Source organism: Alteromonas gracilis (assembly GCF_002993325.1).
Classification (GTDB): domain Bacteria; phylum Pseudomonadota; class Gammaproteobacteria; order Enterobacterales; family Alteromonadaceae; genus Alteromonas; species Alteromonas gracilis.
This window is the reverse complement of the sequence record NZ_PVNO01000027.1, coordinates 39936-53475: the sequence shown is the minus strand read 5'-3', so window position 1 is coordinate 53475 and position 13540 is coordinate 39936. Positions and strand designations below refer to the sequence as shown.

13 protein-coding genes are annotated in these 13540 nt (G+C 43.7%); 4 read left to right on the top strand and 9 right to left on the bottom strand.

Features of this window, described 5'->3' with window-relative positions; translation table 11 throughout:
• Positions 1-89: 89 nt before the first annotated feature.
• Positions 90-2015, bottom strand: coding sequence for a GGDEF domain-containing protein (locus tag C6Y39_RS13595; protein WP_105931800.1), 1926 nt, complete (start codon positions 2013-2015; stop codon positions 90-92).
• A 191-nt stretch (positions 2016-2206) separates the two neighbouring features.
• Between C6Y39_RS13595 and C6Y39_RS13590 the strand changes: the two genes are divergently transcribed.
• Positions 2207-2659 carry a hypothetical protein gene (locus C6Y39_RS13590; protein ID WP_240618897.1) on the top strand — a complete coding sequence of 151 codons (453 nt, stop codon included), beginning with the start codon at positions 2207-2209 and terminating at the stop codon, positions 2657-2659.
• A 72-nt stretch (positions 2660-2731) separates the two neighbouring features.
• Here the strand turns inward: C6Y39_RS13590 and C6Y39_RS13585 are convergent, their stop codons facing one another.
• Positions 2732-3190: a hypothetical protein gene (locus C6Y39_RS13585; RefSeq protein WP_105931799.1), complete on the bottom strand. Its 459-nt coding sequence runs from the start codon at positions 3188-3190 to the stop codon at positions 2732-2734.
• A 263-nt stretch (positions 3191-3453) separates the two neighbouring features.
• On the opposite strand from C6Y39_RS13585, the gene C6Y39_RS13580 reads away from it, so the two are divergent.
• Positions 3454-4344 (top strand): DUF417 family protein, encoded by an 891-nt coding sequence (locus tag C6Y39_RS13580; RefSeq protein ID WP_105931798.1) that lies wholly within the window; start codon positions 3454-3456, stop codon positions 4342-4344.
• Positions 4345-4414: 70 nt separating this feature from the next.
• On the opposite strand, the gene C6Y39_RS13575 is transcribed toward C6Y39_RS13580, so the two are convergent.
• The gene (locus C6Y39_RS13575; protein ID WP_205664204.1) at positions 4415-5629 is read right to left on the bottom strand and encodes an endonuclease/exonuclease/phosphatase family protein; all 1215 of its coding nucleotides are present in this window, start codon (positions 5627-5629) and stop codon (positions 4415-4417) included.
• A gap of 243 nt (positions 5630-5872) precedes the next feature.
• Here C6Y39_RS13575 and C6Y39_RS13570 point away from each other — a divergent pair, with 243 nt between their 5' ends.
• Both C6Y39_RS13570 and C6Y39_RS13565 read left to right on the top strand, forming a co-directional pair.
• Complete coding sequence (locus tag C6Y39_RS13570) at positions 5873-6919, top strand: PLP-dependent cysteine synthase family protein (RefSeq protein WP_105931797.1); 1047 nt, start codon at positions 5873-5875, stop codon at positions 6917-6919.
• 128 nt (positions 6920-7047) lie between these two features.
• Complete coding sequence (locus C6Y39_RS13565) at positions 7048-8202, top strand: DUF2891 domain-containing protein (RefSeq protein WP_105931796.1); 1155 nt, start codon at positions 7048-7050, stop codon at positions 8200-8202.
• Between the two features lie 106 nt (positions 8203-8308).
• Here the strand turns inward: C6Y39_RS13565 and C6Y39_RS13560 are convergent, their stop codons facing one another.
• The 6 genes from C6Y39_RS13560 to prfC form a co-directional block, all read right to left on the bottom strand.
• On the bottom strand, positions 8309-8512 hold the full coding sequence (locus tag C6Y39_RS13560; protein ID WP_105931795.1) for a hypothetical protein: 204 nt from the start codon (positions 8510-8512) through the stop codon (positions 8309-8311).
• 66 nt (positions 8513-8578) lie between these two features.
• Positions 8579-8734 (bottom strand): lactococcin G-beta/enterocin 1071B family bacteriocin, encoded by a 156-nt coding sequence (locus C6Y39_RS18775; RefSeq protein WP_167390661.1) that lies wholly within the window; start codon positions 8732-8734, stop codon positions 8579-8581.
• 11 nt (positions 8735-8745) lie between these two features.
• The gene (locus C6Y39_RS18770; protein ID WP_167390660.1) at positions 8746-8916 is read right to left on the bottom strand and encodes a hypothetical protein; all 171 of its coding nucleotides are present in this window, start codon (positions 8914-8916) and stop codon (positions 8746-8748) included.
• A 298-nt stretch (positions 8917-9214) separates the two neighbouring features.
• A complete protein-coding gene (locus C6Y39_RS13555; protein ID WP_105931794.1) occupies positions 9215-9781 on the bottom strand; it encodes an NADPH-dependent FMN reductase in 567 nt (188 codons plus the stop codon).
• Between the two features lie 203 nt (positions 9782-9984).
• A complete protein-coding gene (gene argS / locus C6Y39_RS13550; RefSeq protein ID WP_105931793.1) occupies positions 9985-11715 on the bottom strand; it encodes an arginine--tRNA ligase in 1731 nt (576 codons plus the stop codon).
• Positions 11716-11728: 13 nt separating this feature from the next.
• Positions 11729-13318, bottom strand: a complete 1590-nt coding sequence (gene prfC / locus C6Y39_RS13545; RefSeq protein ID WP_105931792.1) for a peptide chain release factor 3 — start codon at positions 13316-13318, stop codon at positions 11729-11731.
• Positions 13319-13540: the final 222 nt, after the last annotated feature.

Below are 13540 nucleotides of genomic sequence, written 5' to 3'. Positions count from 1 at the left end.
TGGTGGCATAGAGTAACCTTAATGGGGTTACTCTATTATTGGTTATTAAACTAAACATAGCACCGTAAACATATGCCCCATTATCAGGGCTATTCTGTTAACGTTTTTGCCCTTCCCGTTCTTTTAGCTTCATATAAAAGATGATCGGCACGCTCTAATACTGACTCAATCTTATCAGTGCTTTTAAATGTTACAATACCGGCAGAGAAGCTTACGTTGAATGGTACTTCCTGCTCTCCCCAGTACTCAATGCCCTCTACCTCTTTTCGAATAGCATTAATTATTGCTTTCGCTTCAGAGATATCTGTTGCTTGTATAACCAACAAAAACTCCTCTCCCCCATACCGGCATAAGCGATCTATTTTCCGTATGCGTGTTATGATGATTTGACTCAGTGTTTTGAGCACTTCGTCTCCCAAGTTATGTCCATAGTTGTCGTTAATTTTTTTAAAATGATCGACATCTAAAAGGACTGCACAATTAACCTGTTCAGGTGAGATAAAGTTCAACCAACTGTTGATAGCTCTTCTAGTATAAGCACCGGTCAGAGAGTCTACGTCGGCCAAGGCTTTGGAGATATTGTGTCGACGTCGGTACCACAGCGTGGTGAAACCTAGAATAATAGCCAAACCGCCAAACAATATACTTTTTAGAAAATTAGCTTGGTTGGTCAACTGGTCTTTTTCTCTATTTATTTTTATATTTTTAAGTTCAGTGATTTCAATTTCTTTTGAGAGAAAGTCATTACCGAGATTAGCGTTTGAAGATGAGATAAGCTGGTTTCTATCTAATTTTAGCGACCGGTATTTAGTAGCGAATTGATACGCTTTTTTGTAGTTTCCCTTTACCTCATAAATTCTCTGGAGATTTTGATAAAGCCTTAGGTTGATATCCGTTGGTGAGGGATGCAGTGCTGCCCAAGTCTCATATTTTTCAGTAAGAGTATCAACCTCCTCAGAGAACCTGACAGGGTCATTACCATCTAATGCTTCAATTAGAGTTAGAGCTGTCTGAATATACGCTTCTATCATTGGCGAAGAGCTATTGCTAGTACTTGTTTCAACGACAGCCGCTATTCGCCCAGCTAAACCTCTTATTTTATCGACTTCGGCTTCAGTCATATAATGCGTATATACAGATAAATTAAGTATTAACGCGACGATTAGGTTATCTGTATCGTCCTGCTCTGTTGCTAATTCAACGGCCGATTCTGATTTTGCTAAAGCTTCCGAAAAGCGCCCTAATTGAGTCAATGCTTGGACTGAAGCAATGTAGTCTACAGAATATCGCTCACTTACAGGCACTATCGATAGAATATAATCTGCGTACTGCAAGGCCTCAGAGTAAAGCTGAAGCTCTATGAGTATATTGGCTATATATGCTGCAATTTCTCTTTGAGTTAGCATAGCTTTGAACGAATCTTTTTTCTCAACGTTCAAATAATTAAACGAGTATTTAAATTCGACTAATGCGTCAATATGCGATTTTGATTGAAATTCATTGCCTAGCCATGCACTTACAAGAGCAACAGCCTTACTATTTGAGGCTTCGAGCATTTCAGATTTTAAGCGTCTAAGTTTTTCTATCGCTGGACTTACTTGTTGTTCGTGTCCATCGTGTCTAGCCGAACTCGAATAAATAAAGTATGAGCGAACTCCAGCATAAAGTTCAGCATCTAGGCTTTTAAGGGCATCCCAATCATCCGTATCAATTAGCCTGCTTGGACGGCTAAACCAGTTTTCAACTGCTTTATCTCCGTTAAAACCTTCCCAGATAAGGTGTTTAAAGATAAGCCCCAGCGAGGAATCATCCCGGGGGAGACCTGACGACTTAATTTGATCGCTTAACTCATTATTCAATTGTTCGTTATTATTCGACCAAAGGGTTATCGCTCTATACGTTACCTGATCGTAGCGGCTTAGTTTCGTTAAATCTTGAGCAATCGCTTCACTCACATGAAGTGCGAAACACGGAAGTATTGAAATTATGAATACCTTCAATTTATTCAACGGCATCAGCTAACTCTTATATCATCTATAATAAAAGTAGGTTTTTATTTAAAAATAGCCATTGAACTTTGGTATTCAATAAACAAAGAACATCCCAAATAAGTCGGAAATACTTTACTCAAAACTTACACTGCATATTGCAACCATAGACGCTTTTGAACCTCAAAGTAACGTGGTTTAAACATGCGTAAAATAAGATGAAAAGAACAGTATTAGTAATAACGACCTCTTTAATTGTCAGTGCGTGCGCCCATAGGCCACCACCTTTAGACAAGGATGAAATATACTTTGAGACCAAGATCAAGCAAGACGGCACCAAGCTTTTCGCGTTTAGCATTCCTTCAATGAAACAACCAGATGGCGGTAAAGGTGGCCGCGGCAGAGGCAGCCGTAGTCAAGAAGGCGGTGGACGCGGCGGTCGTAGTGGGCAGAAAGATCGTGAAGGCGCTGCAGAACAATCGTCAGATAACAGCGATAGAATGGCAAAACAACTCTATGTATCTCTTGATGAAAAACTGGATGAAACAGGCTACTGCCAAACGGGCTTTATAGAAATCGATACACATCAAACCGAGGATAGGCTTCACCTATTAGGTGAGTGTAATGAAACGGCGAGCGATCTGGACAGACTCGACTTTTCTGCACGTTAGTTGACTATTGGTTGATGAAGCGCACTGCCGTTTGCATGTGCTTCATTCAACGCACGTTGGCTTTAACGCCTCTTAATCAACACATAGGGTATGCTCCACAATCCCCTTAGACACATAGGCTCTGCAGCCGAATAAGTCCGTGCTTTCTAAACACACGCCGCGCGCCTTTTCTCCCGCTTCCATATTATTGTTTTCCGTAACACAAGCCACTTCGCACTCGCTGCTGTCATTACACGCATTACCAGCATCGTTTGCTGGTAGCACACAAGCATGCGCCTGCTGTCGGCCTACTTTCTTCCAGTTCCCCCCCTGTTTATCACACACTTTTTCAGACTCTATGGAATAGGCCTGCTGCACCAAAGGCAATGAGGTATCAACAACTTGCTCCAATTTTTCAACGTCTTCAGCACTCGCGATTGGCTCATCAATAGGTTCTGGGGTCTGAGCGCCACAAGCAGACAAAGCTGCACACGCGCCTGCTACTAACCAGATTCCAAAACGCTTATGTGCTCTACTGCTTGTTTGTTTCATTTTTTCTCTCAATTTATTTTACTTTTTAAACCACTACTATTTAAAAACCAAACCATTTAAGCCCTACACTACTTAAGACCTAATTTATTTAAGACCTCTGCTACCTATGACAACCGCTATTAAATAAGTTCTTATTTTGCCGATAAATCCTTATTTGCTTATTGCGCTATGCCTTATAAATTATCAAACCTATGAAATTTTAGTGCTACCTCGACGGGTCTCTACATACACTTAGCAAAACTAGTAGTATTTACGGATGCTTTATGACACTAAACCAAACCGAAAACGTGGTCTGCGCATTGCTCACTTTTGGCTTCGCAGTTCTTGGCCTAACATTTTTACTTGGTGCAAACCCCAATGCACTTACCGCTACATTTAGTTTTTACTCGTTAGGCACTGTATTGAGCGAGAGTGCCCTTGGTACTTTTGCTGGTATCGCGTTGCTGTTGCTACCGTTAATGACCATTGCAGCACGTTTTTACCTTGTTTCAGCAAAAGCAGTAACACTATATGCGGCTTTTGTAATCGCCATTCCATTGCTGACGTTATTATCACCAACGAGATGGATGGCCGATTTAGGCGGCTTCCCGATCATTGGCAGCGGTCAAGGCATTATTAAGTACTTCGCAGTATTACCACTTTTCCTATTCTTGTTTTATCGCGAAAAATTTTCGCACAAGCAACTGACATACCTCAACTTTGCTCCTGTAGCCATGGTCTTATTATGGATAGGAGGCATGAAGTTTTTCGAGTTTGAAGCAAATGCGATTGTGGGGCTAGTTGAAACATCGCCGTTTATGTCTTGGCTATATGATGTGTTCAGTGTGCAGGGAGCATCGAATATGATTGGTGGGTTCGATGTTTTCTTTGCGCTTGTTTTGGGCGCGGGCATTTATACTAAAAACAAGCCTATTATTATTGCGAGCGGACTGGCATGTTTATCGGTTTTTCTGATGACACAAACATTTTTGTTTACCGTGCCTGATACCCTTAACAGTGCCACCATCGTTAACCGCTTAGGGCAGTTTGTTATTAAAGACCTTTGGTTCATCGCCAATTTAACGGTAGTTTCCTACTTCACAATATTTAACTCTGTGTCAGATCAAAACCGAAAAGCACAGCTAGACCAAATTGGGCTAAATTCGGCTACATAAGGCCGCTTGCCGCGGCCATTACTAGTGATATGAAACAATAAGTAAATAATGGGCCGTCGATTAATGTCCTTTATTTATCTTGTTCTAGCGACAAGCTTACCCAGACTAGCCTATGATCTGAACTGGCTTCACGGTCTTTAACCAATCGATATAGGTCACTTGTTTTTGCAGGCCAGAAAACGCCAGCATCGTTCACATGGAAGCCATAACGAGATGGTAAAACATAGTCAGCTCTGGCTCCCCAATAGGCGGTAAAGCGGTTACTAAACTCGGCTCCTGATACGGCTGCACCACCTGCACTTGTTGGAATAGTGTCGTTATTAACTAATGGATGTTCGGTCAACTGCTCAATTACGCCTTCGCGATGTTTATCCCCAATATCTGCCGCGTTGAAATCACCAACAAGTACAAAGCGCGCGTTCTCTGTTAGGCTTACTTTCTCGCCATTATCGTTGTAGATGTATGTTCCTTTATCAGGCGACAGGTAATCTGCCATGAGTCTAATTTCATCATAGTTGCGCTTACCGTTACGGTCCTCGCTCCCATCAAAGTTGGGTGGCGTTGGATGCATAGCCAGTATGTGTACGGTTTTATCTCCCACTTTCACTGGCACATCCCAGTGCGATTTCGAACTCAATCTCAGCGCGGCCCACTCTTCTACATCATACCAAGGCGTGTCTTGGCCTGTATTACCGTTCTTGTCCGGAATTACGGGCACCTGCGGGTGAGGCATATGGTGCCACTTAAACTTCTGAAAGGTATGTATGCTATCTACATCAATAGGGTACTTTGATAATAGCGCCATTCCATACTGCCCTGGATAAAGCCCGTACCCGTAAGCGTCTCCACCAAAACCTTCCGCTTTACCATTGTTGTCTAAATCAAACTTTGTCGGCTCGCCGGTGTTAACTGTTGCCACATAAGTATAAGGGTAATCAACCGGTTCAAGACCGCGTTGCGAGACGTTCAGGTAGTTTTTAACGAAAGCCTCTACCCCTTTACTTTTATCAGCAATGTAATCAAATTCGTTCAGCATCAAGATATCAGGGTTTACGCGTTGAATAATTTCGGCAATATTTTTGACTTGGCTGTGCTCGCCCGTTGAGAGAACATGTTGAAGTACTTCATCGCTTGGCTCCATGCCCAGGGCTTTATAATTGGTGGCCTCCATACTTACGTTAAATGTGGCCACTTTAAGCGTGTTAATCTCTTCTGCACTAATTTGCGCACCTAATAGCGTCGTGAACAGAAAAGCTATTTCTGTAAAAAGCAATGTAGTCTTCATGTTGTTACTTGGTACCTAGTGAGGGGCAAGGGATAAGGTACAAAGATATCAAGAATAGCTAGGTTGCTGAAATTCTTTGTTTCCAAAATTTCTCTGTCAAGCAGACACACCAACCTTTTAATTTTTTACAATACGAACAAAATAGAGAATTTTTTTCTAAATAATCACTATTAAAACAAAAAAATTAAACGCTATTTCTCTAATCGCATTGATACCCTTGTCATTAACAATGAGGAGGTCTACATGACGTGCTGGGTTACACAAGCCATCAATACTATTAACGCTGATTATCAACGCTCGGCTGATACGCATCTAATTAAACTAGCGCCAATAGCGTTCAAAAATATCGATATCTATTTAAAAGATGAAAGCACGCACCCTACGGGGAGTTTAAAGCACCGCCTCGCCCGCTCACTTTTTCTATACGCCCTTTGCAATGGAAAAATTGTGCAGGGAACAACGGTTGTTGAGGCTTCATCGGGCAGTACTGCAGTATCTGAAGCTTACTTCGCCAAAATGATTGGTGTCCCCTTTGTTGCCGTTATGCCTAAGTCTACCGCCCAAAGTAAAATAGCACTTATTGAGCGATACGGAGGGCAGTGTCACTTTGTAGATTGCCCTACTCAAATGCACAGCGAAGCCACTAAGGTAGCGAAAGAACTTAACGGCTATTTTATGGATCAGTTCCTCTACGCTGAACGTGCTACAGACTGGCGCGGCAGTAATAATATTGCTGAAAGTATCTTTGAGCAGATGAAAGCTGAACCTCATCCTGTGCCTCACACCATAGTAATGAGTGCAGGCACAGGCGGCACGTCGGCAACAATAGGCCGCTACATACGCTACAAAGGTCTAGCTTCCAAACTTGTAGTCGTCGATCCTGAATTCAGTGTGTTTTTTGAAAGTTTCAAAACAAAAGATCACACGCTAACAGCAACGAAAGGAAGCCGCATAGAAGGAATTGGCCGCCCTAAAGTAGAAGCCTCTTTTCAACACGACGTGATTGACGAGATGATTGCGGTTCCCGACGCGGCCAGCGTTGCCACCATGCATTGGTTAAACAATACCATGGGAATTAAAGCCGGCCCCTCTACAGGCACGAACTTATGGGGGGCGCTACGTATTGCCAAGCAAATGAGCGAAAACGGCGAAGCTGGGTCAATCGTTACCCTCATGTGCGATAGCGGTGAGCGTTACTCCGATACTTACTACAGCGCAGAATGGGTGCAAGAGACCATAGGTTCACCCGACCCATATAATGTTGAACTGAGAAATATTCCACTGCGATGAAACTGTGCTAATACCATAACGTTCGCAGTTTAAAGTGTCTGTGCGCTATATATCGCGCAGCACTTTATCTGTAATGTTTACCAATATACATTGGTTACAATGTAATCTTACAAGCTAACCAAATCATTATGAAAATAAAAACCGTCGTTTACAGCGCGTTCGCGTTTACTACAGTGTTGACTATCAACAGTGCTTTCGCATCTACTAACGCTAATGCCGTAAGCCCCGCCGCAGCTAAAGAAATTAACTCAGGCTCTTCGAAAATTATTGAAAATGACTACGAGAGCGTTTTTGCAAATCTCGCGCTTCACTGTATTCATCAAGAGTTTCCCAATGTAGTGAAACACATGATGAATGATGGCGACGATGTTAAGGCACCACGTCAACTTTACCCTGCTTTTTATGGGTGTTTAGACTGGCATTCGTCGGTTCATGGCCACTGGTTGTTAGTGAGAATGCTTAACACAGCACAAGACACGGTGAACAATGACGAGATTATTAAAAAACTAAACGCCAGCTTTACTCCCAGAAATATTCAAGGTGAGTTAAAGAGCCTTAAGCGTGAAAATAATGCGTCGTTTGAGCGTCCTTACGGTCTTGCATGGTTTCTGCAGTTAACCGCGGAATTGCGTCAGTCTTCTATTCCAGAGGCAAAAGTATGGCTGGACACGCTACTGCCTCTTGAGAAAGAAATTGTAGTTAGAATAAGTACATGGTTACCCAAATTAGCTTACCCTATTCGCACAGGTGAACACAGCCAAACCGCCTTTGCTTTCGGCCTCATGTTAGATTGGGCAAAAACGTCAAGTAATGAGGAATTTGAAGCGCTGTTAATGTCTAAAGTGAAAGATTATTATCAGTCTGACAAGCAGTGTCCCCTAGCCTACGAGCCCTCGGGACAAGATTTCCTGTCGCCTTGTTTGGCCGAAGCTGACTTAATGCGCCGAGTAATGTCTAAAAAAGACTATAGCCAATGGCTCTCAGCGTTCTTTCCTGGCCTCACATCTAAAACATCAAATTGGCTCTCTCCCGCCACGGTGACGGATAAAACGGATGGCAAACTCGCTCACCTAGACGGGCTGAATATTAGCCGAGCATGGATGATTGAAGGCATAATGGAAGCCTTGCCAGAGGGTGATGAGCGCATACCCGTATTGGAAAAAACACTAAAAGCCCACCGTAAAGCAGGATTAGATGCTGTATTTGGTGATATGCACTACATGGGAAGCCACTGGCTTGGCAGCTTTGCTAGCTACTTGGAAACAAAGCGCGGCATCCACTAATTTATATGTAAAAGTGTGAAACATAGTAAGAGAGCCGCACTCGATTCAGCGGCTTTCCTTCGACACCTAGCGTCAAAATTATACAGAGAGTTCGAGAAACAACACGTTATATAATGTTGTCTGTTTCCAATGCACTTTCACTTGAGCGATACGCAAGTTTTTTGAGAATTGCGAGTAAAAGTAGGTTTTGAAACTCAGGCTCTTTTAAAAGCGAGAACCCCTCGGTTGAAATAATACTCTCAAAGAGAGAGATAATATTTATCACCGCAAGAAACCAAAATGCTATGTTGCTGTAATTTTTCTTGTCCATGATTATTAGCCTTTGTCCATGCTTAAATAAAACTAAAAAAGCAGACCAAAGCCTGCTCAATCAATACTAAGGAATTTCTGGCTCGTTTGCACCATCGTAGAATCCGTTGCCAAATCCTCGACCGAAATCATAGGCCAAATCAACCAAAGACATATAGGTCAACACATGCCCTAAATAACCGCCGCTACATTGATTTAGTTCTTCTTGATTTAACTCTTCCATAAAATAATTCCTTAAGGTAGTACGAATTCAGCGACATCATCTAACCAACGGTTAGACGTCATTACATGGCTATAAAAATAGCCACCTGCATAGCCAGCGCCGTAACCGATACCATACATAATATCGCCAACTACGCCTGCACCCGCGACTGCATCGATTTCTTTAATGTTGAGTTCTTCCATAATAAAGCTCCTTTTTTTCAATTAAGTTGATGTGCAAATGCACAGAGCTAGACTATGACATCAAAGCGGTAATGACGACTGTCCATGGGTTGGGTTTTACGTCGTTTTGTGAATTGAAATTTATTTTTCTGGAATAGGCAATGAAGGGGCTTGATGGTGTTAACTGTTTCTCATATTGGGTAGCGCACTCTCTAGTCGAGGCAATAGCAAACGCACACTTATTTAGCATGGATAGGAAATCTGCGGTGAAGATAGCTAGAGCGCGTGCGGCTTACTCCAGCTACCCTAAACTCATGCCTCAGCCAAGCTTACTAGCCAACACGGCGGTTTCTTTCCCCAAATTTTTAAGCTGCTTTATCGTTTTTTCGTCTGTAATTGCGCCATCTTCCATAAGCGAATCAACCTTTGCGATAGCTTTTTGATTTGGCAGTACCATAGTGCCTAGATTTTCAAGTAGCATTCTCAGTACTACAAGCACACGCATACCGCCTAAACCACCGGCAGATGCCGCCATAATACCAGCCACTTTACCGCGATAGGCTTGCAATGGCTTTTCTCCTTCCCCCATGCGCGATGCCCAGTCGATGGCATTTTTTAGCAGTGCGGGGTAGCTTGAGTTATATTCTGGTGATGCAATGAGAAACCCATCATGGCTCATGAGTAGCTCTTTAAATGCCTGTGCTCTTTCAGGCATACCAAACTCAGCTTCTTCGTCTTCATTAAATATTGGCATTTGATAATCAGCCAAGTCAATTACGGTAACCTCTGCGCCAGCTTCTCGTGCACCTTCAGCGGCTACGTTCACAATGGCTTTGTTAAATGAACCTTTACGGGTACTGCCTGCAAATGCAAGGATCTTTGTCATTAGAATTTCCTGTCTCTTTTTTGCGTTGTATTTTTTATCATCTGCTTTATAAGAATATATCGGCCTATCGGTTTTAATTGGGATACAAAAATGTTTATTAAAGCCGACAAGCTAAGTGTCTTGGTCGTTTGTGTTACGCATAAAAAAGGCTGACAATCAATGCCAGCCTCTTCAATATCGATATCTATGTTGTACCGCGAACACTACATTTTTTCTAGTGTTTCAATACCTAGTAGAGCTAATCCCTTCTCTAATGTTTTGGCAACCAACGCTGACAATGCTAAACGGCTGTCGCGTACCGCTGGCTCAATACCTTCTTTTAACATTGGGCAGGCTTCGTAGAATGTCATGAATGCTGACGCCACATCGTAGAGATAAGTACACAACACGTGAGGGGTCGCCTCGCGCGATACCATGCCAATTACTTCTTCAAACTGCATGAGCAGCACAGCGAGCGCATGCTCTTGTTTCTCAACAATATTAATATCAACTGGCATTGTTGCCATATCAACGCCCGCTTTTCTGAACAAGCTTTTCACACGGGTATAGGCGTATTGCAGATAAGGCGCTGTATTGCCTTCAAAGCTTAGCATTGAGTCCCAGTTAAACATGTAATCAGTTGTGCGGTTCTTAGATAGGTCAGCGTATTTTACTGCGCCAATACCTACCTTTCGTGCAACTTCTTTAAGCTCGCTTTCACTTAAATCGTTGTCACGCTCGGCAATCAGTTTGCCTGCTCGCTCAACCGCTTCATCAAGCAGTTCAACCAATTTAACCGTGCCACCGGTACGGGTTTTAAATGGCTTACCGTCACTGCCTAGCATCATACCAAACGGGCAGTGCTCGTAAGTTTGTTCTTCTTTCATGAAGCCTGCTTTACGGCCTACAATTTCAGTTTGCTTGAAGTGCAGGGCCTGACGAGCGTCAGTAAGAATAAGCGTACGGTCAGCGTTTAATTTGCCGCTACGATAGCGCATTGCCGCAAGGTCCGTCGTTGCGTACAGGTATCCACCACCGGATTTTTGAACGATGTAAACGGCAGGGTTACCTTCTTTATCGGCAAGCTCAGGAATAAACACAACCTGCGCTCCCTGATCTTCTACAGCGATGCCTTTTGCTTTGAGGTCGCTGATTACGTTGGCCAAGTCGTCGTTATAAGCCGACTCCCCCATAATATCTTTGCGGGTAAGGCTTACGTTTAGCTTGTCGTACACTTCTTCAGAGTGAGCGATAGACACGTCAATGAACTTTTCCCACAGTGCGAGGCACTGCGCATCTCCGCCCTGCAGCTTAACTACGTATTCACGGGCGCGGTCGGCAAAGCCTTCTTCTTCGTCAAAGCGAACTTTTGCTTCACGGTAAAAGTCTTCAAGATCAGACAGCGCGGTTTCTGCCACTTCTTCTTGAAGTTTGTCTGAAAGGTGCGCCAGCAACATGCCGAACTGGGTGCCCCAGTCGCCCATGTGGTTTTGGCGAATTACATTGTGACCTAAAAACTCAAGTACCTTAACAACGGCATCGCCGATGATGGTAGTACGCAGGTGACCTACGTGCATTTCTTTCGCTAAGTTAGGCGATGAGTAATCTACGACAATGTTTTGCTCCGGCGACTTTGCAATGCCTAAGCGAGGGTCGGTCAACGATAGCTCGCACTGGTTAGACAGCCATGCGTCATTTAGATGAACGTTGATAAAACCGGGGCCCGCTACTTCTAATTTGCTGGCAATATCGTCAAGCTTCACTGTCTCAACAATTTTATCTGCGATATCACGTGGCTTTTGTTTTAGCTGTTTCGCCAGTGCCATAGCGCCATTAAACTGGTATTCACCAAACTCTGGTCGAGCACTGCGCGAAACGGGTACTGGCGCATTCTCTACGCCCATCTCTTGCAGAGCTTCAGTGAAACGATTAACTAATAGTGCATGTATATTCATAATGTATATTTCTTTAATTTTCGCGCGTGTTCGTAAATTGGATATCTGGGTAGCGTTCTTGTGCTAGCTGCAAATTCACCATAGTCGGTGCGATATACGTTAAGTTATCGCCTCCATCCAACGCCAGGTTCTGCTCACCTTTGCGGCGGAATTCATCTAGTTTTTTCTCATTACTTGAGTAAACCCAGCGAGCCGTTGAAACGTTAATGTGCTCGTATAGCGCATCTACGTTGTATTCGGCTTTTAAACGAGCCACAACTACGTCGAACTGCAGAACACCTACCGCGCCAACAATTAAGTCGTTGTTAGCCAGCGGTCTGAATACTTGAACCGCCCCTTCTTCTGAAAGCTGAATAAGGCCCTTAAGTAGTTGCTTTTGCTTAAGCGGATCTTTCAAGCGAATACGTTTAAATAGCTCGGGCGCAAAGTTTGGAATACCGGTGAAACGATAGTTATCACCTGACGTGAAAGTGTCGCCAATTCGAATAGTACCGTGGTTGTGCAGGCCAATAATGTCGCCAGCATACGCTTCTTCTAGCAGTGAACGATCACCGGCTAAGAAGGTCAATGCATCGGAGATACGCACATCTTTGCCTAACCGGCTGTTGCGCATTTTCATGCCTTTCTCGTACTTACCAGACACAATACGACAAAACGCAATACGGTCGCGGTGTTTCGGGTCCATGTTGGCCTGAATCTTAAATACGAATCCGCTGAACTTTCCGTCAGTGCTTTCGATAGTGCCTTCTTCTGTCTCACGGCCTAGTGGCGCTGGCGCCCATTCAACCAAACCATCAAGCATGTGGTCTACGCCAAAGTTACCCAATGCTGTGCCGAAGAATACGGGCGTTAACTGACCTTCACGGAATAGCTCTTGATCAAATTCATTTGATGCACCGCGCACAAGTTCAAGCTCGTCACGCAAGGTTTCAGCAAGATCGCTACCCACGGCAGTATCGAGTTCAGGATTATCTAACCCCTTAATGATACGAACCTCTTGGATAGTGTGGCCATGGCCGCTTTGATACAAAATAGTCTCATCGCGATGCAGGTGATATATACCCTTAAAACTCTTACCACAGCCAATTGGCCAAGTAATTGGCGCACACAATATATCAAGCTCGGTCTCCACTTCATCAAGCAGCTCCATGGGATCCCGAATATCACGGTCAAGCTTGTTCATGAAAGTAATGATAGGTGTATCGCGTAAGCGAGTGACTTCCATTAACTTACGAGTTCTGTCTTCTACACCTTTCGCGGCGTCGATTACCATAAGGCACGAGTCAACGGCAGTTAGCGTACGATACGTATCTTCAGAGAAGTCTTCGTGCCCCGGGGTATCCAGCAGGTTTACCAAGTGGTCGCTGTAAGGAAACTGCATGACCGAGGTAGTTACCGAGATACCACGCTCTTTTTCCATCTCCATCCAGTCAGACTTAGCATGCTGACCTGATTTTTTACCTTTTACAGTACCTGCGGTCTGAAGCGCACGTCCGAACAACAGTACTTTTTCAGTAATGGTGGTTTTACCCGCATCCGGGTGCGATATGATTGCGAACGTACGTCGCTTTTTAATCTCTTCTAGAAGTTTCTTATCTGACATCAATACTTATCTTCGTTATCTATTATCCCTGTAAACCAATAACTTACAGGCGCGTTTTATATCGGATAAGCAATGCTTGTCCGCGCAAATTGTATATTGCGGTGAAACGCTTGATACGGCTTGGTAATTAATTGCGCGGATTTTAGCATTTTACTGGGCGTAACAGTAGAGCGAAATTACGTAGCACCTGTCTCATGAAGGGTTAAATGAATCGACGGTTTA